Origin of the sequence: Thiomonas sp. 13-64-67 (assembly GCF_002282795.1) — a bacterium.
GTDB classification, from domain to species: Bacteria; Pseudomonadota; Gammaproteobacteria; order Burkholderiales; family Burkholderiaceae_C; genus Thiomonas; species Thiomonas arsenitoxydans.
Genome location: NZ_NCKP01000023.1, coordinates 18,800 through 37,441 on the forward strand (window position 1 = coordinate 18,800; position 18,642 = coordinate 37,441).

Annotated in this window: 15 protein-coding genes and 1 pseudogene; 4 read left to right on the plus strand and 12 right to left on the minus strand. The window is 62.4% G+C overall.

Translation table 11 applies throughout. From position 1 onward, the window contains the following. Complete coding sequence (gene nadE, locus B7X30_RS07895; RefSeq protein ID WP_286730142.1) at positions 1-999, plus strand: NAD(+) synthase; 999 nt, start codon at positions 1-3, stop codon at positions 997-999. Continuing rightward, positions 996-1,970: a peptide chain release factor N(5)-glutamine methyltransferase gene (gene prmC / locus B7X30_RS07900; RefSeq protein WP_276709808.1), complete on the plus strand. Its 975-nt coding sequence runs from the start codon at positions 996-998 to the stop codon at positions 1,968-1,970. Before nadE ends, prmC begins: the two co-directional genes overlap by 4 nt. 466 nt (positions 1,971-2,436) lie before the next feature. On the opposite strand, the gene B7X30_RS07905 is transcribed toward prmC, so the two are convergent. The 12 genes and pseudogenes from B7X30_RS07905 to B7X30_RS07960 form a co-directional block, all read right to left on the minus strand. Next, positions 2,437-3,303, minus strand: coding sequence for an FAD:protein FMN transferase (locus tag B7X30_RS07905; protein WP_286730143.1), 867 nt, complete (start codon positions 3,301-3,303; stop codon positions 2,437-2,439). Next, entirely contained in the window at positions 3,300-3,845 is a 546-nt protein-coding gene (locus B7X30_RS07910) for an FMN-binding protein (protein ID WP_286730144.1), read from the minus strand. The genes B7X30_RS07905 and B7X30_RS07910 overlap by 4 nt, the downstream gene beginning before the upstream one ends. Before the next feature lie 30 nt (positions 3,846-3,875). Then, the gene (locus B7X30_RS07915) at positions 3,876-4,775 is read right to left on the minus strand and encodes a DUF6662 family protein (RefSeq protein ID WP_286730145.1); all 900 of its coding nucleotides are present in this window, start codon (positions 4,773-4,775) and stop codon (positions 3,876-3,878) included. A 315-nt stretch (positions 4,776-5,090) separates the two neighbouring features. After that, positions 5,091-6,717 (minus strand): annotated as a pseudogene (locus B7X30_RS07920) (long-chain fatty acid--CoA ligase). Continuing rightward, complete coding sequence (locus B7X30_RS07925; protein ID WP_286730146.1) at positions 6,714-7,490, minus strand: alpha/beta fold hydrolase; 777 nt, start codon at positions 7,488-7,490, stop codon at positions 6,714-6,716. Before B7X30_RS07925 ends, B7X30_RS07920 begins: the two are co-directional and overlap by 4 nt. Before the next feature lie 50 nt (positions 7,491-7,540). Next, a complete protein-coding gene (locus B7X30_RS07930) occupies positions 7,541-8,782 on the minus strand; it encodes an acyl-CoA dehydrogenase family protein (RefSeq protein WP_276728420.1) in 1,242 nt (413 codons plus the stop codon). 40 nt (positions 8,783-8,822) lie between these two features. After that, positions 8,823-9,881, minus strand: coding sequence for a phosphotransferase (locus B7X30_RS07935; RefSeq protein ID WP_286730147.1), 1,059 nt, complete (start codon positions 9,879-9,881; stop codon positions 8,823-8,825). Positions 9,882-9,931: 50 nt separating this feature from the next. Next, positions 9,932-10,933: an NADP-dependent oxidoreductase gene (locus B7X30_RS07940; protein ID WP_276728425.1), complete on the minus strand. Its 1,002-nt coding sequence runs from the start codon at positions 10,931-10,933 to the stop codon at positions 9,932-9,934. A gap of 56 nt (positions 10,934-10,989) precedes the next feature. Then, positions 10,990-11,769: an SDR family oxidoreductase gene (locus B7X30_RS07945; protein WP_276728428.1), complete on the minus strand. Its 780-nt coding sequence runs from the start codon at positions 11,767-11,769 to the stop codon at positions 10,990-10,992. Between the two features lie 47 nt (positions 11,770-11,816). Further along, complete coding sequence (locus B7X30_RS07950; RefSeq protein ID WP_286730148.1) at positions 11,817-13,646, minus strand: acyl-CoA dehydrogenase; 1,830 nt, start codon at positions 13,644-13,646, stop codon at positions 11,817-11,819. A gap of 27 nt (positions 13,647-13,673) precedes the next feature. After that, positions 13,674-14,855 carry an acetyl-CoA C-acyltransferase gene (locus B7X30_RS07955; RefSeq protein ID WP_286730149.1) on the minus strand — a complete coding sequence of 394 codons (1,182 nt, stop codon included), beginning with the start codon at positions 14,853-14,855 and terminating at the stop codon, positions 13,674-13,676. 90 nt (positions 14,856-14,945) lie between these two features. Further along, the gene (locus tag B7X30_RS07960; RefSeq protein WP_286730150.1) at positions 14,946-17,039 is read right to left on the minus strand and encodes a 3-hydroxyacyl-CoA dehydrogenase NAD-binding domain-containing protein; all 2,094 of its coding nucleotides are present in this window, start codon (positions 17,037-17,039) and stop codon (positions 14,946-14,948) included. A 165-nt stretch (positions 17,040-17,204) separates the two neighbouring features. On the opposite strand from B7X30_RS07960, the gene B7X30_RS07965 reads away from it, so the two are divergent. Together B7X30_RS07965 and B7X30_RS07970 are read left to right on the plus strand one after the other, a co-directional pair. Continuing rightward, entirely contained in the window at positions 17,205-17,930 is a 726-nt protein-coding gene (locus tag B7X30_RS07965) for a 2-phosphosulfolactate phosphatase (protein ID WP_286730151.1), read from the plus strand. 40 nt (positions 17,931-17,970) lie between these two features. Beyond that, positions 17,971-18,564, plus strand: a complete 594-nt coding sequence (locus B7X30_RS07970; RefSeq protein WP_286730152.1) for an alpha/beta fold hydrolase — start codon at positions 17,971-17,973, stop codon at positions 18,562-18,564. Positions 18,565-18,642: the final 78 nt, after the last annotated feature.

Here is an 18,642-nt window from a genome sequence, read left to right on the forward strand (position 1 = left end):
ATGGCCCGCCCTGCGCTGACCTCCGACGTTCTCGCCATCGACTGCGAGGCTGAAACCGTCCGCATCGCCGACTTTTTGCTCCACACCCTGCGCGGCTTCAACAAGCGCGGCGTGGTGCTGGGCTTGTCCGGCGGTGTCGACAGCTCGGTGTGCGCGGCTCTGGCTGTGCGCGCCCTCGGGCCGCAGCGGGTGTTCGGCCTGCTCATGCCCGAGCGCGATTCGTCGGACAGCAGCGCGACTCTGGGCGGGCAGGTCGCACAGCAGCTCGGCATCGAATCCACGGTGGAAAACATCGCCCCCGCGCTGGAGGCCATCGGCTGCTATCGCTGGCGCGACGAGGCCGTGCGCGCGGTGCTGCCTGGCTACGACGCGCAATGGAAGATCAAGCTCGCCATCTCCGGCGGGCTGGCTGGTGGCATCAACCATTTCAAGATCATCGCCCAGGCGCCTGACGGGCAAATGCATGAGGCACGGCTGCCGCTGCGCGAATATCTGCAAATCGTCGCCGCCACCAACCACAAGCAGCGACTGCGCAAAACCCTCGAATATTTCCACGCCGACCGCCTGAACTATGCGGTCATCGGCACCCCCAACCGGCTCGAATACGACCAGGGCTTTTTTGTGAAAAACGGCGATGGCTCCGCCGATCTCAAACCCATCGCCCACCTCTACAAAACCCAGGTCTACGCCCTGGCGCGGCATCTCGGCTTACCCGATGCCGTGTGCAACGCCGCCCCGACCACCGACACCTACAGCCTGCCGCAGGGCCAGGACGAGTTTTATTTCGCCCTGCCCTGGCATCAAATGGATCTGGCCCTCTGGGCCCGCAATCACGGCTACAGCGCCGCGGAACTGGCCGAGACACTGGCCATTCCAGAGGCCCGAGCCGCTGCCGTGCTCAGCGACATCGACGCCAAACGGCGCACCACCCGCTACCTGCACGCCCGGCCCGCGCTGATCGAGCCCGTTTTTCATCCTTCTCAGGAGATCGTTTCTTGAATCTCGACGCCGCATCACCGCCCGCACACACCGCCCCCGATCTGCAAGCCCTTGGGCCGGACGCGCAGGCCGTGTTCGAACAGCGCCTGGCTCGGCTCACTCAGGCCCTCGACATCCTGCCCGACAAGCCGGAAGAGACGCCCGCCTCCGCCCTGCGTGCCCTCTGGCTGCTGGCCGCCGGACACCCGATGTCTTTGCACGCTGCGGCAGAAACGCCCCTGGTCGCGCTGAGCGCCGCGCAGCTCGAAGCGCTCGACGGGCTGATCGAGCGCCGTGTGGCCGGGGAGCCCATCGCCTATCTCACCGGATGGCAGCGCTTCATGGGGCTCGAACTGCGGGCCTCGCCCGAAGCCCTCATTCCGCGCGCCGAAAGCGAACTGCTCGGCCAGATCGCAGCGCAAAAACTGCGTTCGATGGCCGAGGCCGCGGCAACGCCCCCTATCGTGATCGACGTGTGTTGCGGCTCGGGCAATCTCGCCCTGGCGCTTGCGCACGCCGTACCCCAGGCGCAGGTGCATGGCGCCGACATTTCCCAAACCGCCATCGACCTGGCCCGCGCCAACACCCAAAATCTCGATCTGGGCCAGCGCGTCAGCCTGCATACCGGCGATCTGCTCGCCCCGTTCGGCGCCGAGTTTCAGGGCAAGGTGGACCTGGTGGTCTCGTTGCCGCCCTACATTTCCACCGCCAAGATGGACACCATGCCGCACGAAATCGTCGGACATGAACCCCATCTCGCCTTCGACGGCGGGCCGTTCGGCGTGCGCATTCTCATGCGGCTGATCCGCGAAGCCCCTCCTCTGCTGCGCCCCGGCGGCTGGCTGGGCATGGAAGTCGGCCTCGGCCAAGGCCCGGCGATGATGCAACTGCTGGAAAAGCATCCGGCTTACGACCGGGTCGAAACCGTTTGCGATGCGCAGGGCGCAGTGCGCGCCGTGCTGGCGCGAGCGGCGGGCTCAACGGTCGATTGAGCCGTCGGCTGAAACATTTTGCGGTGTCGCGGCCATGCTCGACGCGACGCTGCGCGGGCGCCCAACAGGTGCGCTACGAACAACAAGGGCAGCAGGACGCCGGCCAGCAAGTGAGCCACCGCGCTCCAAGCAGGAAGGTTTTCACCTCCGGCGTAATACAGGCCCAGCCCGCTAAGGCTAAGCAAGCCAAAGGCCGCCAGCAGAAGCAGACCGCTGCGCACATTCTCCCGCCTGACCCATCCGGCTCGAATATGGACGGCCCACACCGCCCCGACGAGGCCGAGTATCGAAAGAAAACTCAGCGCATGGCCCGCAGCCACCCAGGTACGCAAACCGCTGGGCAAAGACCAGGGCATGTCCCAATCCAGGCGCATTTGCAGCGCGCCGGGCGTCAGCAACAAGCCCGTCGTCAGCAGTGCGAACAAGGTCGCATACAAGACCGATAGGAAATGACGCGGATAAGTTTTCAAGCGGCTGCATCCTGTACTGAAGCCCTTTCAGGCTGAAGAATGCGGCCTCCCAAGCGCGCCACCAATGCTTTCCGCCGCGCCGGGGCCGAGAGCGCCGCCACTTTGGTCAGCGCATCGGCCCGCCAGCAAGTCTCGGCTTGCACCGTCCAAACCCGAGGCGCCGCCGCGTCCCAGTTGCCATGACCGGGGTGCAAAACACAGCCGGGAAAGTTCTGCTGCGCTGATGGCGCATGCCCCACCATCGAACTGGCCACAGCTGCGTTGCGCAGCGACCCTGCCCGGTACACGGCGCCGCTGGCCTGGCGTATCCCCAAAGGCACGGCGTGGGCGCCAAAAGCCCGCAAATCACCGCCGGCGTTCACCACGGCCTGCTCGATGCCTGCGCGCTGCAAACTCTGGATGGCGAGGTCCACCGCATAGCCTTTGGCGATGCCATCGAGCGTCAGCAGCACGGGGCGACGCAACCCCACGCGCCGTCCGGGCCACATCGCCAGCGCATCGCTGCCGATGGCTGCTTCAAGCGTGGCAAAGCCATGATCGGGCAGCACGCCACGCTCGACCAGACGCGCGCCCAAGGTGATGTCGAAGTGGCCTTCGCTGGCCAGCCACAAGGCACGCGCCTTGCGCAGCACATCCCAGGTCCAGGCATCAACGGGCTGGGGCGTATGGTGCGCATGCAGATTGATGCGGCTCAGCACGCTGTCCGGCGCATGAAAACTCATGCGTTGCTGCACCCGGGCGATATGCAAAAAAGCGCTTTTCACGGCCCGCTCTACCCGAGCCGGTCGCCCGGTGGCCTGAATCTCCACCCAGGTTCCCAGCAAGGGCCGAAGCCTGCGCACGGTGATGGATTCGTCTTTCATGTGCCCGCCTGCAACGCAACTTGTTGCAACACCAGAAGGCGTTTGACTCCGCTCATCACATTGCGGCAAGACAGCGTGGCACCGCTGATATTGGGCACGTCCTTGTCGAGCTTGAACGGGTCGGCCAGCGTTTTGCCTTCCAGCGTCTTTCGCCAACTGGACTGGCGGATCTGATCGCCGTGGGTCTCGCGGTAGATCATGACCTCGATCCCGCGCACACGCCCCTGTGGCAAGAGCGCGGCCGCGTAATGAATGAATTCATGCTTGCCCACCACATCATCGACGATGAACCAGCCGAGCAACTTGCCCGCTCGCTCTGCTCGCCAGACCTCCTGCTTGTCCCAGCGCTGCTTCAAGCCGGAGCGCGCCTCGATCGCGGATTTTTGCTCCGCACTCAACTGCACCGGCGCCGCGATGAATCGATCGGCCTCGGGGAACAGCGATTTCTGTGCCTGCTCAACTGTCAGATATTCGGTAGCGCCGACCGGCGCAGCGACCAACGCGGCCAAAGGCATCAATAAATAGGGGTGCCATCCTTGCATGCCTGTTCCTTTCAAAAAATGATTCAGGCCTCAGAAGTTGTAGCCAACCTTGAGCCGGATTTCACGCCGCTCATGATCGGCAAGATGCACACCCGTGATGTTGTTGTCCGACTCGTTGGAGCCGCCGATCTGCTGGGCCCAGGTCAGCGTGGCCCACCAGGCCTTGCCGCCGTAGTGAATGGACGGGCCAGCGAAAAAATCCCAGTGATCGAATTCCCAGGATTGATTCGCGGGTTTGAGAATCTCGGCATCGACCCAGCCTTCGGCGCCAATGAACCAGTTCGGTGCAAAGCGATACGACAGGCCCGTTCGCAGCCGCGGGGCCACCGCATACTCCGTGCCGCCGCCAGCGCTGGGCCGCCACGACTCGGCTTCCAGCTCCAGATTGGTGATCCACTGCAACTGGCCGTCGAGATAGGGCCGCTGCAAAATGAGCTTGGTCTCCACCTCATAGCCCTGCCCTTTTTCGCCGGTAATCGGGTCAACGCTGTCGTAGGTCACTTCGCCATACAGCGCAACGCCCAAATCATCCTTATAGGGAGAGAGCAGCATTTTTTTCAGTTCCAGCGAGAACCCGCTGAACTGCGTCCGGTGGAGACTGCCGGTGATTTCTCCGTCCGCTACCGGCCCGGCGCAGCCTATCGTGCCGCAGTTGTAGCTGTGACGATAGCCGTTGAGGTAGATCGCACCACTCAGGCTGTTGGTGATGCCGTATTCGTATTCGGCGCGCAGATACTGTGCCGAATAGCTCCCGCGCCGTTTGCCGCTGTGATCAGTGATCCAGAAATAGGCCTCTGAAGTTCCTGCAGGCACCGTTTCCGCCCCCGCGGTGTAGCCCAGAAGATTCTCGTCGGCCGAAGCGGCGCCAGACGTTGCTGCGAACATCAATCCGACGATCACAGACCGATGGATGGGTTTGATTGCTTTCAAGACATGCTCCGTTATTGATAACGGTTCGCATTCTTGTTTTTATTGCTTTGTGTGTCAAGCGTGTCGGTATGTTTCAGAAAAATGAGCAGCCTGTTCCGAGGCAGATTGGCAAAGTCGCGGGAAAAGGTGGCTTGTCGGGCTGTCTTCCCACGCAGCGGTGGGATGCGGAGCCGGAATCCATTGCGCCTAACTTGCCGTCATCCAGGTCTTCTCCTGGCGTGTTTTTCTGGCGTCCGGTGCTTTTTCGGTAAAGGCGTACGCAACCAGTAATAGCAACGTCTAATACGGTTTCTTAAACGGCAATGAGTGGGTTTTTCAGGACAGTGCCTGATGCTGCAGCGCCGCTTCGCGCTCCTGCAAGGCGCGCCACTGTACTTTGCCAGTCCCCGACTTGGGCAGCGTGTCGACGAACTCGACAATTTTGTTCGCTCACGCGGCCGCGCGCCTCGGGCTTCAACACGACATAAGCCTTCACCGTCTCGCCGCGGTGGGCATCTTTCGCTGCCACCACACAGGCCTCGGCAATATCCGGGTGCTGGTACATCAGCATCTCGACCTCAGCCGGCCACACTTTGAAGCCCGACGCATTGATCATGCGCTTGAGTCTGTCGACCATGAAGAAATAGCCCTCTTCGTCCACCCGCCCGAGGTCGCCAGTGCGCAGGAAGCGTTTGCCGTCGATTGTCATGAACGCATCTTCGGTCGCCCTGTCTTGCTTCCAGTAGCCCCGCATCACCTGCGGCCCATGCACGATGATTTCGCCGACCTCGCCCTGCGGAAGTTCCTGCAGGGTTTGGGGGTCGATGATGCGGGCGTCCACGTCGAAAATCGGGATGCCAAGGCATTGCTTCTTTGGTCGATGCAGCGGATTCACATGGGTCGGTGCCATGGTTTCGGTCATGCCATAGCCTTCGATATACGTAATGCCGCACAGGTCCTGCAACTTCTGCGCCACTGCTTCAGGCATGGCTGCGCCACCGCCGCTCATATTCCAGACGCTGGAAAGGTCGTACTCGGCAATGCGCGGGTTCATCAGAAAATCGACCACCATGGCCGCAATCGCCTGCCAGGTGCCCACCTTGTAGCGCTGCACGCATTCGGCCGCAGCCTCGCGGTCCCAGCGCGGCAGCAGCACCAGGGTGTTGCCGTTGTAGAGCGATCCATTCATGCCGCCCTGCATTCCGGTGACGTGAAAGAAGGGCAGCACTGCAAGCCCCACCGAGTCTTTGGGCATGCGCAACCAATCCACACCACCGGCCACCGTGCTCATCACGCTGCGATGGGTGTGCATGCAGCCCTTGGGTTTGCCCGTCGTGCCGGATGTGTAAGGCATGACGCAGAGGTCATCCGGGCTGGTGTTGAGCGGCGCTGGAACGCGCTGTCGCTCCAGCATGTCGGCCCAAAGCGTCACTCCGGGTTCAGAGACATTTTCACGTGGCGCCGAAGCAAATGGCGGCACGGTAATGCTCGGTGCGCTGGAGATGTAGTCGCTGTACGCGGCGACGATGATCTGGCTCAGGCCCTTGCCCAGCAGCGGCCGCATTTGCGCAAATAGTTCCTGGCCGACGAAGGCCACTGTCGAACCGCTGTCCTCAACATAGTGGGCCAATTCCTGAGTCAGATTCATCGGATTGATGGGCACAACCACCGCACCAGCACGCAGAATTCCGTAGTAGGCCAGCACGAATTGCGGACTGTTCTGCATATCGAGCAACACGCGGTCGCCTTTCACGACGCCACAGTCCTGCTGCAGGAAACCGGCAATCCACTCGGCCTGACGCTTGAACTCGCCGAAGCTCAAGGCCTTGTCGTAAAAGATCAGATAGGGCTTGTCGGGATATCTCGCCGCCGACACTTCGGCGTTGTAAAACAGGTTGGTGTTTGGAATGGTGAGGTGATGTGGCAATCCCTTGGGCCAGACATCAAAGTGGCGAGTGTTCATGACTTGTCTCCGGGATGATTCGAGTTAGGGTCGACTTGTAAAGTCTGCAGGAACCGCTCAATCGCCGCATTGACCGACGCTGCATGTGTCAGGTTGCTGGCATGCCCGGCCCCGGCGATGATGTCCAGGCGTGAGCCTGCCAGGCGTGAGCCTGCCAGGCGTTTCTGCATATCCACAGCGCGGTCTAGCGTAATGGCGATATCAGCATCGCCGTGAATGACTAGCGCAGGAATTCGGATGTCTGCCAGCTGCGCAGAAATATCGTCTCTGCTCACAAGAGTCTGAAAAGCAGCCAGAAGGTTGTGCGGCTTCCAGGCACGCCATTTGGCTTTCCACGCTGCTGCTTGTGGCGCACCAGCCCCGAGGATGATGTCAGCGATGGTGTCGGCAATGGCGTCGGGCAATCCCTGTGCGGTCCAGATGTCGATCATCTGCTTGTAGCCCGGCGTCTTACTTGGGTCTAGGCGCAAGGACAAGTAGCCGCCTTGGCTCATGCCGGCAAACACGGCGCGCTTGATCCCCAGATGCTGCATCAGCGCGGCCAGATCATTGGCCGAGTCGTAGTAGCTGAACGGGGCGATGCTGTCAGTTGCGGTTTGGCCATGGCCGCGTTCATCCCAACAGACACAGCGATAGTGCTGGCGAAAATATTCAACTTGCGGATCGAACATCGTCGCATCCATCAACAAGCCATGCGAGAACACGAGGGCGGGGCCGCTGCCGCCGCTGTCCTCGTAATGAATGCGCTGGTTATTGACTTTGGCAAATGGCATTTTGATCTCCAGTTGCGCCTGTTATTAAAGCCGCTGATTGCTGGCGCTCGTCACCTTGTGGGCAATTCGCGCTTGGGCCGATAGCGTTCCAGTTCCAGTCGCGCGATCTGGTCGCGATGCACCTCGTCCGGGCCATCGGCAAAGCGCAAGGTGCGGGCGTTGGCATAGGCGTAGGCCAGACCGAAGTCGTCGCTCACGCCCCCGCCGCCATGGACCTGCATGGCCCAGTCGATCACCTGGCAGGCCATATTGGGGGCGACCACCTTGATCATGGCGATGTCCTTGCGCGCGGCTTTGTTGCCTTGGCGGTCCATCTTGTCCGCTGCGTTGAACACCAGAAGCCGGGCCTGATCGATGAGAATGCGGGCGTTGGCGATGCGCTCGCGTGTCACGCCCTGATCGGCAACTGGGCGGCCAAAGGCAGTGCGGGTGACGGCGCGTTGGCACATGGACTCCAGCGCCCGCTCCGCCAGGCCGATGAGGCGCATGCAGTGATGGATGCGCCCTGGCCCAAGCCGCCCCTGCGCAATCTCGAACCCCCTGCCCTCACCCAGCAGCATATTGGCGGCGGGCACGCGCACATCGGTGAACGTAATTTCGGCATGCCCATGCGGTGCGTCGTCGTAGCCGAACACCGGCAGATGACGCAGCACCTGCACGCCGGGCGTGTCCATCGGCACCAGAATCATCGATTGCTGCCGATAGCGGTCCGGGTTGTCGGCATCGGTCTTGCCCATGAAGATGAGAACCTCGCAGCGCGGGTCGTTGGCACCCGACGTCCACCATTTGCGGCCGTTGATGACGTAGTGCTCGCCCTCGCGGCGGATACTGGCCTGAATATTGGTGGCATCGCTCGAGGCGACAGCGGGTTCGGTCATGGCAAAGCCAGAGCGGATGTCGCCGCGCAGCAAAGGCTCCAGCCACTGCATCTTTTGCTGCGGTGTGCCGTAGCGCTCCAGCACTTCCATATTGCCTGTATCGGGCGCCGAGCAGTTGAACGCCTCGGGGGCGATGTGCGAGCGGCCCATGATTTCGCACAATGGGGCGTATTCCAAATTGCTCAAACCGGCGCCACGCTCGGATTCGGGCAGAAACAAATTCCACAAACCGGCCTTGCGCGCCTCGGCCTTGAGCTCCTCGATCACCCGCGTGGGCTGCCAGGCGTTTCCGGCCTTGCGGTTAGCCTCGACTTCAGCCGCGAAGCGCGCTTCATTGGGATAGATGTGCGCATCCATGAAGGCGCTTACGCGATCTTGCAGAGCGCGGACTTTTTCGCTGTGATTGAAGTCCATTCGGATTCCTCGATGGTTGGGTGGTGAAGTCGGCAGAGGATCAATGCCCGAAGACGCGTTCGACCTGCGCCCAGGCCGCTTCAGCTAGCGGACGAGCGCGGCGACCGGCCTCAAGCGCCTGCGCGCTGGAAGCATTGCCCTGCAATGCACGTGCCATGACCCCTTGCAATATGGCGGCGAGGCGGAACAGATTGAAGGCGGCGTAGAACTCCCAGTCACCCGCCGCGACGGGCTCGCGGCCCGTGCGCCTGCAATACTGCGCAACGTAGTCGGCCTCGCTTGGAATGCCGAGGGCCTTCAGATCGCCCCCGACCAGGCCGCGAAACTGCCCCGGCTCAAGCCGCCATGCCATGCAGTGGTAGGCAAAATCGGCCAGCGGGTGGCCCAGGGTCGACAGCTCCCAGTCGAGCACCGCCAGAATACGCGGCTCGGTGGGGTGGAAGACAACGTTGTCCAGCCGGTAGTCGCCATGCACGATCGCTGTCTCTTCCCCTTGCGGAATGTGCTGCGGCAGCCAGTCGATGAGCTGATCCATCGCAGCGATCGGCTCTGTTTCGCTGGCGCGGTATTGCTGCGTCCAGCGCGATATCTGTCGGGCGATGTATTGGCCCGGCTTGCCATAGTCGGCCAGGCCAAGTGCGGCGTAGTCGACGCGGTGCAGCGCCGCGATGACCCGATTCATCTCGTCGAAAATCGCGGTGCGCTCGTCGCGCTGCATGCCGGGCAGCAGCGGATTCCACAGAATCCGGCCTTCGACGAAGTCCATGATGTAGAACGACGTGCCGATGACGCTCTCATCCATGCAAAGCACACGCATCTGCGGCACTGGCACGTCGCTTTCGCCAAGTGACCGCATGACGCGAAATTCGCGGTCCACCGCATGGGCCGAGGGCAGCAGCTTGCCCGGTGGCTTGCGCCGCAGCACATAACGCTGCCCATCGACTGCGGTAAGTAAATATGTTGGGTTGGACTGGCCCCCTTTGAACTGCGCCACCTGCCACGGCCCTTTTGCCTGCGGCAGGTGCTTGCGCAGATAGTCGGCCAGCGCCGCCTCGTCAAAGGCCAGTGCCGGAACGACGTCGCGAGTGTCGGCTTGCATGGAGCGTCCTATTGTCGAATCGGTCGAATCGGTCGAATCAGCCGGATTAGTCAGACCAGCTTGACCAGTTGCTTGCCGAAATTGCGCCCCTTGAGCATGCCGATGAAGGCCTCGGGCGCATTTTCAAGTCCGTGGGCGATGCTTTCGCGGTAGTGCAGTTTGCCCGCCGCTACCATGCCGCCAAGTTCACGCAGCGCTACTGGCCATTGCTCCATGTGCTCCGAGACGATGAAGCCTTGCAGCTTCAGGCGGTTGATCAGCACTGTGCGCACGTTTTTCATGCAGTAGGGGTCGGTGGTGTTGTAGTCGGCGATCATGCCGCACAGGGCGATCCGAGCAAAGGCGTTGGTGCGCGCCAGCAGCGCGTCGAAAATTTCGCCCCCCACGTTCTCAAACAGGCAGTCAACCCCCCTGGGCAAGGCGGCTTTCAAGTCATCTTTGAGTTTGCCCGCCTTGTAGTCCACACAGGCGTCGAAGCCCAGTTCTTCCACCACATAGCGGCATTTCTCCGCACCGCCGGCCACGCCAACCGCACGGCAGCCCTTGGCTTTGGCAAGTTGGCCCACCACGCTGCCCACCGCGCCCGAAGCCGCTGTCACCACCACCGTTTCGCCCGCTTTGGGTTCGCAGATGGCGTTCAGCCCGTACCAGGCCGTGACGCCTGGCATGCCCACCGGGCCAAGGTATGCGGCCAGCGGCACGTGCGTGGTCTCAACTTTTTGCAGCATGCGCCCCGGGGCCACTCCATACAACTGCCAACCCATCATGCCGACAACTTGGTCACCCGGCTTGAAATGAGGGTCGCGTGAGGCCACGACTTCACCCGCCGTACCGCCCACCATCACCGCACCAAGTGCCACTGGTTCGGCATAGGACTTGGCGTCCGACATGCGGCCGCGCATATACGGATCGAGCGAGAGCCAGTGGTTGCGCACCAGGACCTCGCCTTCGCCCGGCTCTGGAATGGGTCCTTGTTCAAGCCGGAAATGGCGTGCTTCGACCCAACCCTCCGGGCGCCCGGCGAGCAGTATTTGTTGGTTTTGATCGGTCATGGCAGTTCTCCTGAAAAGTTGTTGCGCGATGCGGCCGCGGCGGGCGAACTCCCGGTTCAAATCGCGCTCGAACCGCCGTCCACCGCGAGGCACTGGCCGGTGATATGGCGTGATGCTTCACTGGCGAAAAAGACTGCCGCGCCCATCAGGTCCTGCTCGCCACCGAGACGTGCCAGCGGGGTCTTCTCAATCACCTGATCGCGCATCGCGTCAAGCAAGCCGGCAGTCATTTTGGACGGAAAGAAGCCGGGCAGAATCGCGTTGACGCGAATGCCGTGCTGCCCCCATTCCGCCGCCAGTGCGCGGGTGAAGTTCACCACCGCACCCTTTGAGGTGTTGTAGGCGATGGTGCGCATGGGCGGCGGGTTGCCGCGCAGCCCCGCGATGGAAGCGATGTTGATGATGCTGCCTCGCCTCGCCGGAATCATGCAGTGCTTGCCGACTTCGCGGCTCAAGAAGAACACCGCGTCGACGTTCAGCCGCATGACCTTGTCCCAGGCTTCGTCCGGGTAGTCCTCCGCCGGGGCTCCCCAGGTCGCGCCGGCGTTATTGACCAGAACATCAATTCCACCCAGCGCCGTATGCACGCTTTGCACCAGCGGGGCGATGACCTCGCGCCGCGACAAATCCGCGGGAAAAATCTGCGCGTCAATTCCAAGTCCACACAAGTGCTTCTGTGCCTGCTCCAACTCACTGGCTTTACGAGCAACGAGTGCCAGCCTGGCCCCCATTTCCCCCAGGGCCTGCGCCATTTGCAGGCCCAGCCCTCGCGATCCGCCCGTGATCAGGGCGCAGCGCCCGCTGAGATCGAATAGTCGGTGCGTGGTGGATGTCATGGTGGCTCCAGATCAGTTGGGTTGATGGCTAGGGCTTAGGGCCGGCTCTAAAACCAGGCATCCTGCATCAGGCGGCAGATGGAATTGCGCTCGGCGGCGACTTGCAGCCAAGCCTGAATTTTTGGCAGTTCATAGGCGTAAAAATAGTGGCATGCCTGCAATTTGCCTTGCAGAAAATCGCGGTGATCCGACTCTTGCAAGGCCGCTTGCGCAGCCAGCGCCACGTCCAGCCAAATCCACGCCAGCACGACATGACCGAAGGCTTGTAGATAGGGCGTGGCGTTGGCCAGGGTTGCAGCCGGGTCGTTGCCCTCCCATGCTGCGCGCGTCGCTACGAGCAAGTCATCCAGCGCAGCATGCAGCGCAGCGCCATGCGGCTGTAGTGGGGGTGAGTTCTCGGCCTGGGTTGCGGTGGCACCCACGCGCGCAGCCAGCAAGGCCAAACCTGCGCCGCCATCCATCACCACCTTGCGACCGAGAAGATCGAGCGCCTGGATGCCGTGCGTGCCCTCGTGAATCATGTTCAGCCGGTTGTCGCGCCAGTATTGCTCCACCGGAAAGTCACGCGTGTAGCCGTAGCCGCCATGCACCTGAATGGCCAGACTGTTGGCTTCCAGGCACCATTCAGACGGCCAGCTCTTGGCAATCGGCGTGAGCACTTCGAGCAGTAATGCCGCTTCGCTCGCCGCGGTTGCACCGCCCGTGCGCTGCTCGTCCACCAGCCGCGCACAGTACAGCTCCAGCGCCACTGCGCCTTCTGCATAGGCTTTTTGCGCAAGCAACATGCGCTTCACGTCGGCATGTTCGATGATGGACACCTGTGGTTGGCTCGGATCCTTGCCCGACGGCCCTACCGGGCGCCCTTGCGGGCGCTGGCGGGCGTAGGCCAGTGCTGCTTCATAGCCTGCCATACCGAGCATGGCGGCAGACAGCCCGACACCGATGCGCGCCTCGTTCATCATGTGAAACATGCAACGCAAGCCCTCGCCAGCAGCGCCGACGCGCCAGCCGATGGCGCCCTGCGCACCGCCCGCTGGATACCGGCCATCACCAAAACTAAGCAGGGTGTTGGGCGTGCCGCGCCAGCCACATTTGTGATTCAACCCGGCCAGGGTGATGTCGTTGCGGTGGCCGGTCAGTTGTCCACTGCCGTCGACCAGCATTTTTGGCACGATGAACAGCGAGATGCCGCGCGCACCGGGCACCAGTTTGCCGTCCGCGCCTGGAATCTTGGCCAGAACGAGGTGGACGATGTTGTCGGTGAGTTCGTGCTCACCCGCGGAAATCCACATCTTGCTGCCGAACAGGCGGTAGCGGGGACCCAGTGGGTCGGCCTCGAAAACAGGGCCATCGGGCATGGCACGGGTGGCGATGTCCGACAGGCTGGAGCCCGCTTGCGGTTCGGACAGGCACATCGTCCCTGCCCAGCGACCATCGAACTCGGCATGGGCAAAGACCTGCTGCTGCCTGGGCGTGCCATGTGCCATGAGCAAATTGGCGTTGCCCACGGTGAGCATTCCCGCACCGATACTGACCGAGGCCTTAGCGAAAAATGCATTGGCCGCGGCTTCCACTGTGTAAGGCAGTTGCATACCGCCGATGGACTCATCCTGCGCTGCGGCCAGCATGCCAGAGTCGGCGTAGGCGCGCCAAGCCGCGTGCGTGGCTTGAGGCAGGATGACGCGGTCGCCGCTCTGGCGTGGCTCCTCGGTATCCACCAGCCGGTTAAACGGCGCGTATTTGTCGCGGGCGATGCGCTCGCAGGTGTCAAGCACCTGGGCAAAAGTATCTGAGTTGTGCTCTTTGTAGCGCGGCCTGGCGCTCAGGCTGGTCACGTCGAGCCAGTCGTGTAGCAGGAAGTCGATGGTTTGGCGCATGGCGCATTGGCCCTAGGCAAACGGGCCTCAGAGCACCTCGAACAAGCCCGCAGCGCCCTGACCGCCACCGATGCACATGGTGACGACCACATATTTCGCTCCGCGGCGCTTGCCCTCGATCAGCGCATGACCCACCAGCCGCGCGCCGGTTACGCCGTATGGATGTCCCACCGCGATGGCGCCGCCGTTGACGTTCAGCCTTTCGTCGGGAATGCCGAGCTTGTCGCGGCAATAAATCACCTGCACCGCGAAGGCCTCGTTGAGTTCCCACAGGCCGATGTCGTTCATCTTCAGCCCGGTGCGCTGCAGCAGGCGCGGAATGGCGAACACCGGGCCGATGCCCATTTCGTCGGGCTCGCAACCCGCAACGGCAAACCCGCGGAAAGCGCCCAAGGGCTGGAGTCCGCGCTGCTCGGCCAATTTGGCCTTCATCACCACGCAGGCCGATGCGCCGTCGGAAAACTGGCTGGCGTTACCAGCGGCAATCACCCCGCCCGGCAGGGCCGGACGGATTCGGGATATGCCCTCCAGGGTGGTGTCTGCGCGAATGCCTTCGTCAGCGCTCAGCGTGACTTCCCGCGTCACAAGCTGGCCAGTGGCCTTGTCAGCCATACCGGCGCGTACCGTGATGGGCACGATTTCATCGAGGAACTTGCCTGCGGCCTGCGCCGCTGCTGCGCGCTGCTGGCTGCGGGCGCCGTATTCGTCCTGCAACTGGCGCGAAATGCCGTATCGCTTGGCCACGCATTCCGCTGTTTGCAGCATGCTCCAGTACAGCTCGGGCTTGTGCTGCAGCAGCCAGGGTTCGCGCAGCATGTGCGTATTGGCGCGATCGTTCTGCACGCAGGAAATCGACTCCACGCCACCGGCCACCATCACCGGCACCTGATCCACGATGACGCGCTGCGCTGCAATCGCGATGGCTTGCAGCCCGGAGGAGCAAAAGCGGTTGACGGTGGCGCCGGCCGTGGTGACCGGAAGGCCGGCGCGCAGGGCAATCTGCCGCGCGATATTGCCGCCCGATGCGCCTTCCGGATAGGCACAACCGATGATGCAGTCTTCTACCTCGGCAGCATCGATGCCTGCGCGCTGCACGGCCGCCTGAACGACATGGCCGCCCATGGTGGCGCTGTGCGTGAGGTTGAGCGACCCACGCCACGACTTGGCAAGTGCCGTGCGCGCAGTGGAAACAATGACGGCTTCAGTCATGGAACACTCCGGTGTAAGAGGTTGCAAGCTAGGCGTTGAATCGTGCCGCGCCTGTTGGTTGACGGCAGCGTGAACATCGCAAAACGGGGCTCAGGCGCCGCTGAATGTCTTGCCCTGCTCGGCCAATTCAGCCAGCAGCGGCGCGGGTTGCCAGAACGCAGCATCGCCCCCGGGTTGCGCTGCGAACTGGCGCATACGACGTACCACCATGGCGAGGCCGATCTGATCGGCATAGCCCATCGGCCCGCCTCGCCAGGCCGGAAAGCCATAGCCTGCGAGATACACCATGTCGATATCGGAAGCGCGTTGCGCGATGCCTTCGGCCAGCAGGCGCGCGCCTTCGTTGACCAGGGCATAAAGGCAACGGTCGACGATTTCGGCATCGTCGATTTTCCGTGGCGTCACGCCGATCTCCTGGCGGTAGGCCGTAATCAGCGCATCCACCTCGGGATCGGGTAGCGCGGCACGGTTGCCGGCCTCGTAGCGATACCAGCCCTTACCGGTTTTCTGACCATAGCGACCTTGCTCGCACAGGCGGTCGGCCAGGCGCGAATACATGACATTAGGTTTTTCCACATAGCGCCGCTTGCGTATGGCCCAGCCGATGTCGTTTCCGGCCAGGTCGCCCATGCGGAACGGCCCCATCGCCATGCCCCAGGCTTCCAGCGCCCGGTCTACTTGCTGCGGGCTGGCGCCCTCCTCCACCAGAAAGTTGGCCATGCGGCCGTAATGCTCAATCATGCGGTTGCCGATGAAGCCGTCGCACACACCAGACACCACCGCCGTCTTGCGTATGGTCTTGGCCAGCTTCATGACGGTGGCCAGCACATCCTTGGCCGTGGCCTTGCCGCGCACGACTTCGAGCAGCTTCATCACATTGGCCGGGCTGAAAAAATGCATGCCGATGACGTCTTGCGGGCGCTTCGTGCAAGCGGCGATGGCGTCGAGGTCCAACGTGGAGGTATTGGAGGCGAGGATGGCACCTGGCTTGGCGATGGCGTCAAGGCGCTCAAATACATCGCGCTTGACCTCCATGGTTTCGAACACGGCTTCGATCACCAGGTCGCAGTCGGCCAGTTGCGCAAAGTCCAGCGTGGGGCGCAGTAAGGCCATGCGCTTGTCGACTTGCTCGGGCTTGAGCTTGCCCTTCTTCGCCGAGTTGTCGTAGTTCTTGTGGATGGTGGCCACACCGCGATCCAGCGCCTCCTGCGTGGTCTCAACCAGAGTGACTGGAATGCCGGCATTGAGAAAGTTCATGCTGATACCGCCGCCCATGGTGCCCGCCCCGATCACGCCCACCCGGGCGATGGGACGAGTCGGCGTGTCGGCTGGCACGTCGCCAATCTTGGAGGCGGCGCGCTCGGCAAAAAACGCATGGCGCAGCGCTTGCGATTCGGGCGTGGCCATGAGCATGGCAAACAAGCTGCGCTCCCGCAGCATGCCTTCGTTAAAGGGTTTGAGCGAACCCGCCACCGCCTCGACGCATTGCAGCCGCGCCGGTTCGTGCGGAAATTGCGCGGCCACTGTGGTGCGAGTGAACTGAATGAAAGCCTCGGCGGCGTCGTGATTGACGGCAAGGTCGCGCACGCGAGGCGTGGGTTTTGTCGATTCGGCTAAATGACGTGCGAATGCAGCCGCAGCGCCCACCACATCGTCTTCGACCACAGCATCGAACAAGGCCGTGGCAGCCAGCATCTTGGCGGGCACAGCCTCGCCGGAAACAATCATGTTCATTGCATGTTCCAGCCCCACTGCGCGCGGCAAGCGTTGCGTACCGCCGGCGCCGGGCAGCAATCCGAGCTTGACTTCCGGCAGTGCGATCAGCGCCGATGCCAGCGCCACGCGGCCATGGCAACCCAGTGCGAATTCCAGCCCGCCACCCATGCAGGTGCCATTGATGGCAGCGACCACCGGCTTGGTACAGGCTTCGGCTACGGCAATGACGTCGAGCAGATGCGGCGACGCCATGGATTCCGGCCTGCCGAACTCGCGAATGTCCGCCCCGCCGGAAAACAGAGCGCCGGCGCCGGTGACGACGATGCCGATCACGCCAGAATCGGCCATTGCAGCGTCGATAGCCTCCACCAACAAGCGGCGCTGCTGTCTGCCGAAACCGTTGACGGGCGGGTTATCGAGGGTGAGTACCGCGATGCTGCCAAGGCGCGATGTGTGAACGCTGCTCATTCTGTCTCCTGGAAAGTGAACTTGTCGCCTTGCGGTTCGATTCGGACACGAAGCTCGGTGGGCGCTCGTCACGTATTGTTCCGCTAAGCAGAACTTTGTTTTGATAACGATCAATGCTAGCCTGATGCAAATGAGTTGTAAAGCTACCGTTCATCCGACATCGCCATGCAAAAAATTCATGTTTTACTCACCAAAGAAGAGCTTGATCATCAACGTCTTGAAGGCCGCGTGGTCATCGTGCTGGATGTGCTGTTTGCCACCACCTCGGCGCTCACGGCACTGCAAGCCGGCGCCAGTGCGGTCATCCCCGCGCTCGACGCCGAGCATGCGCGCAGCATCGCCGCCAGTCTTGCTCCCGCCCGCGCGGTGCTAAGCGGCGAACTCGATGCCGAAACCCTGCCCGGCTTCGTCCACCCCACCCCGCTGGCCTTGCTGCACCAAGACCTGCAAGACCGCATCCTGATTTACAGCACCACCAATGGCACCGTCGCACTGCATAAAGCGCAAGCCGCCGCGCAGGTGTACGCCGCCAGCTTGCGCAACGCCCAGGCAACCATTCAGCATGTGCTGCGCGAACACCCGCACAGCACTGTTCTGGTGGTCTGCGCAGGGTCGAGCGCGCAGTTCAATCTGGAGGATTTCTACGGGGCTGGCCTGCTCGTGCATGGCTTGCAGCAAGCGCCTGGGGCTCGCAGCTATTCCGATGCAGCGTTGGCTGCCGCGTTACTTACGCAAGGCAGCGATGCGCTGCGTTGCTTGCGCGCATCGCGCGTGGGACGCTTGATGACCTCGCGCGGACTCGACGCCGAAGTCGACTACGCCGCGCAATTGCATGCAGATTCAGGCGTTGCACGGCTGCACAACGGTCGCCTGGTGCGGGTACCTGCGTAGGAAGCCGGTCGACCTCGACCATCAACACAAGGAGCCTTGCATGTTGCAACACCACGATGTGATCCTGTCTGACGGCCAGCGGCTGCACGTCGCCAGTAGCGGCAAAGTTGGGCGACCTCTGCTGATGTTCGCGCACGGCTTCCCCGAATGCTGGGCGGCCTGGCAAACCCAGCTGGCCGCTTTTGGCCAGGATCACTTTTGTCTCGCACCAGACCTGCGTGGCTACAACTTGTCCGGCAAGCCCGAGGGTATTGCCGCCTACCGGGTGCAACCGCTGATGGACGATTTTCTCGGTCTGATGCGGCACTTCGGCTATGAGCAATGTGTGCTAGTGGCGCATGACTGGGGCGGCGCCGTAGCCTGGAGTCTGGCAGCGCGTGAGCCAAGGAGTCTGTCCAAGCTCGTCATCATCAACTCGCCTCACCCCATTCCCTTCGCCCGCGCCCTTGCCCACAACCCAAAACAACAGGCTGCCAGCCAATACATGCTGCGCTTTCGCGAAGCCGATGCTGCGGAATTCCTGTTGCAAGACGATTGCGCCCGCTTGCTCGCGCTCTTCCGCCATCCCATCACGGGGAAATCAGCGCTGGATGAAACCGAAATTGCGCTCTACTGCGTATTCCGGCGAACGTGACCGCTGATTCTGGCAACGTGACCGGCATTGCGGTGAACGTGACCGAGGGTCGGTATTGCGCGTTTTGAGTTTATGCCG

What these genes read in the sequence shown, in the direction of transcription:
- nadE (WP_286730142.1), top strand. Translation starts at nt 1, where the DNA reads ATGGCCCGCCCTGCGCTGACCTCCGACGTTCTCGCCATCGACTGCGAG.
- B7X30_RS07905 (WP_286730143.1), bottom strand. Translation starts at nt 3,303, where the DNA reads ATGAAAGACGAATCCATCACCGTGCGCAGGCTTCGGCCCTTGCTGGGA.
- B7X30_RS07910 (WP_286730144.1), bottom strand. Translation starts at nt 3,845, where the DNA reads ATGCAAGGATGGCACCCCTATTTATTGATGCCTTTGGCCGCGTTGGTC.
- B7X30_RS07925 (WP_286730146.1), bottom strand. Translation starts at nt 7,490, where the DNA reads ATGCCATTTGCCAAAGTCAATAACCAGCGCATTCATTACGAGGACAGC.
- B7X30_RS07930 (WP_276728420.1), bottom strand. Translation starts at nt 8,782, where the DNA reads ATGGACTTCAATCACAGCGAAAAAGTCCGCGCTCTGCAAGATCGCGTA.
- B7X30_RS07935 (WP_286730147.1), bottom strand. Translation starts at nt 9,881, where the DNA reads ATGCAAGCCGACACTCGCGACGTCGTTCCGGCACTGGCCTTTGACGAG.
- B7X30_RS07940 (WP_276728425.1), bottom strand. Translation starts at nt 10,933, where the DNA reads ATGACCGATCAAAACCAACAAATACTGCTCGCCGGGCGCCCGGAGGGT.
- B7X30_RS07945 (WP_276728428.1), bottom strand. Translation starts at nt 11,769, where the DNA reads ATGACATCCACCACGCACCGACTATTCGATCTCAGCGGGCGCTGCGCC.
- B7X30_RS07950 (WP_286730148.1), bottom strand. Translation starts at nt 13,646, where the DNA reads ATGCGCCAAACCATCGACTTCCTGCTACACGACTGGCTCGACGTGACC.
- B7X30_RS07955 (WP_286730149.1), bottom strand. Translation starts at nt 14,855, where the DNA reads ATGACTGAAGCCGTCATTGTTTCCACTGCGCGCACGGCACTTGCCAAG.
- B7X30_RS07960 (WP_286730150.1), bottom strand. Translation starts at nt 17,039, where the DNA reads ATGAGCAGCGTTCACACATCGCGCCTTGGCAGCATCGCGGTACTCACC.
- B7X30_RS07965 (WP_286730151.1), top strand. Translation starts at nt 17,205, where the DNA reads ATGCAAAAAATTCATGTTTTACTCACCAAAGAAGAGCTTGATCATCAA.
- B7X30_RS07970 (WP_286730152.1), top strand. Translation starts at nt 17,971, where the DNA reads ATGTTGCAACACCACGATGTGATCCTGTCTGACGGCCAGCGGCTGCAC.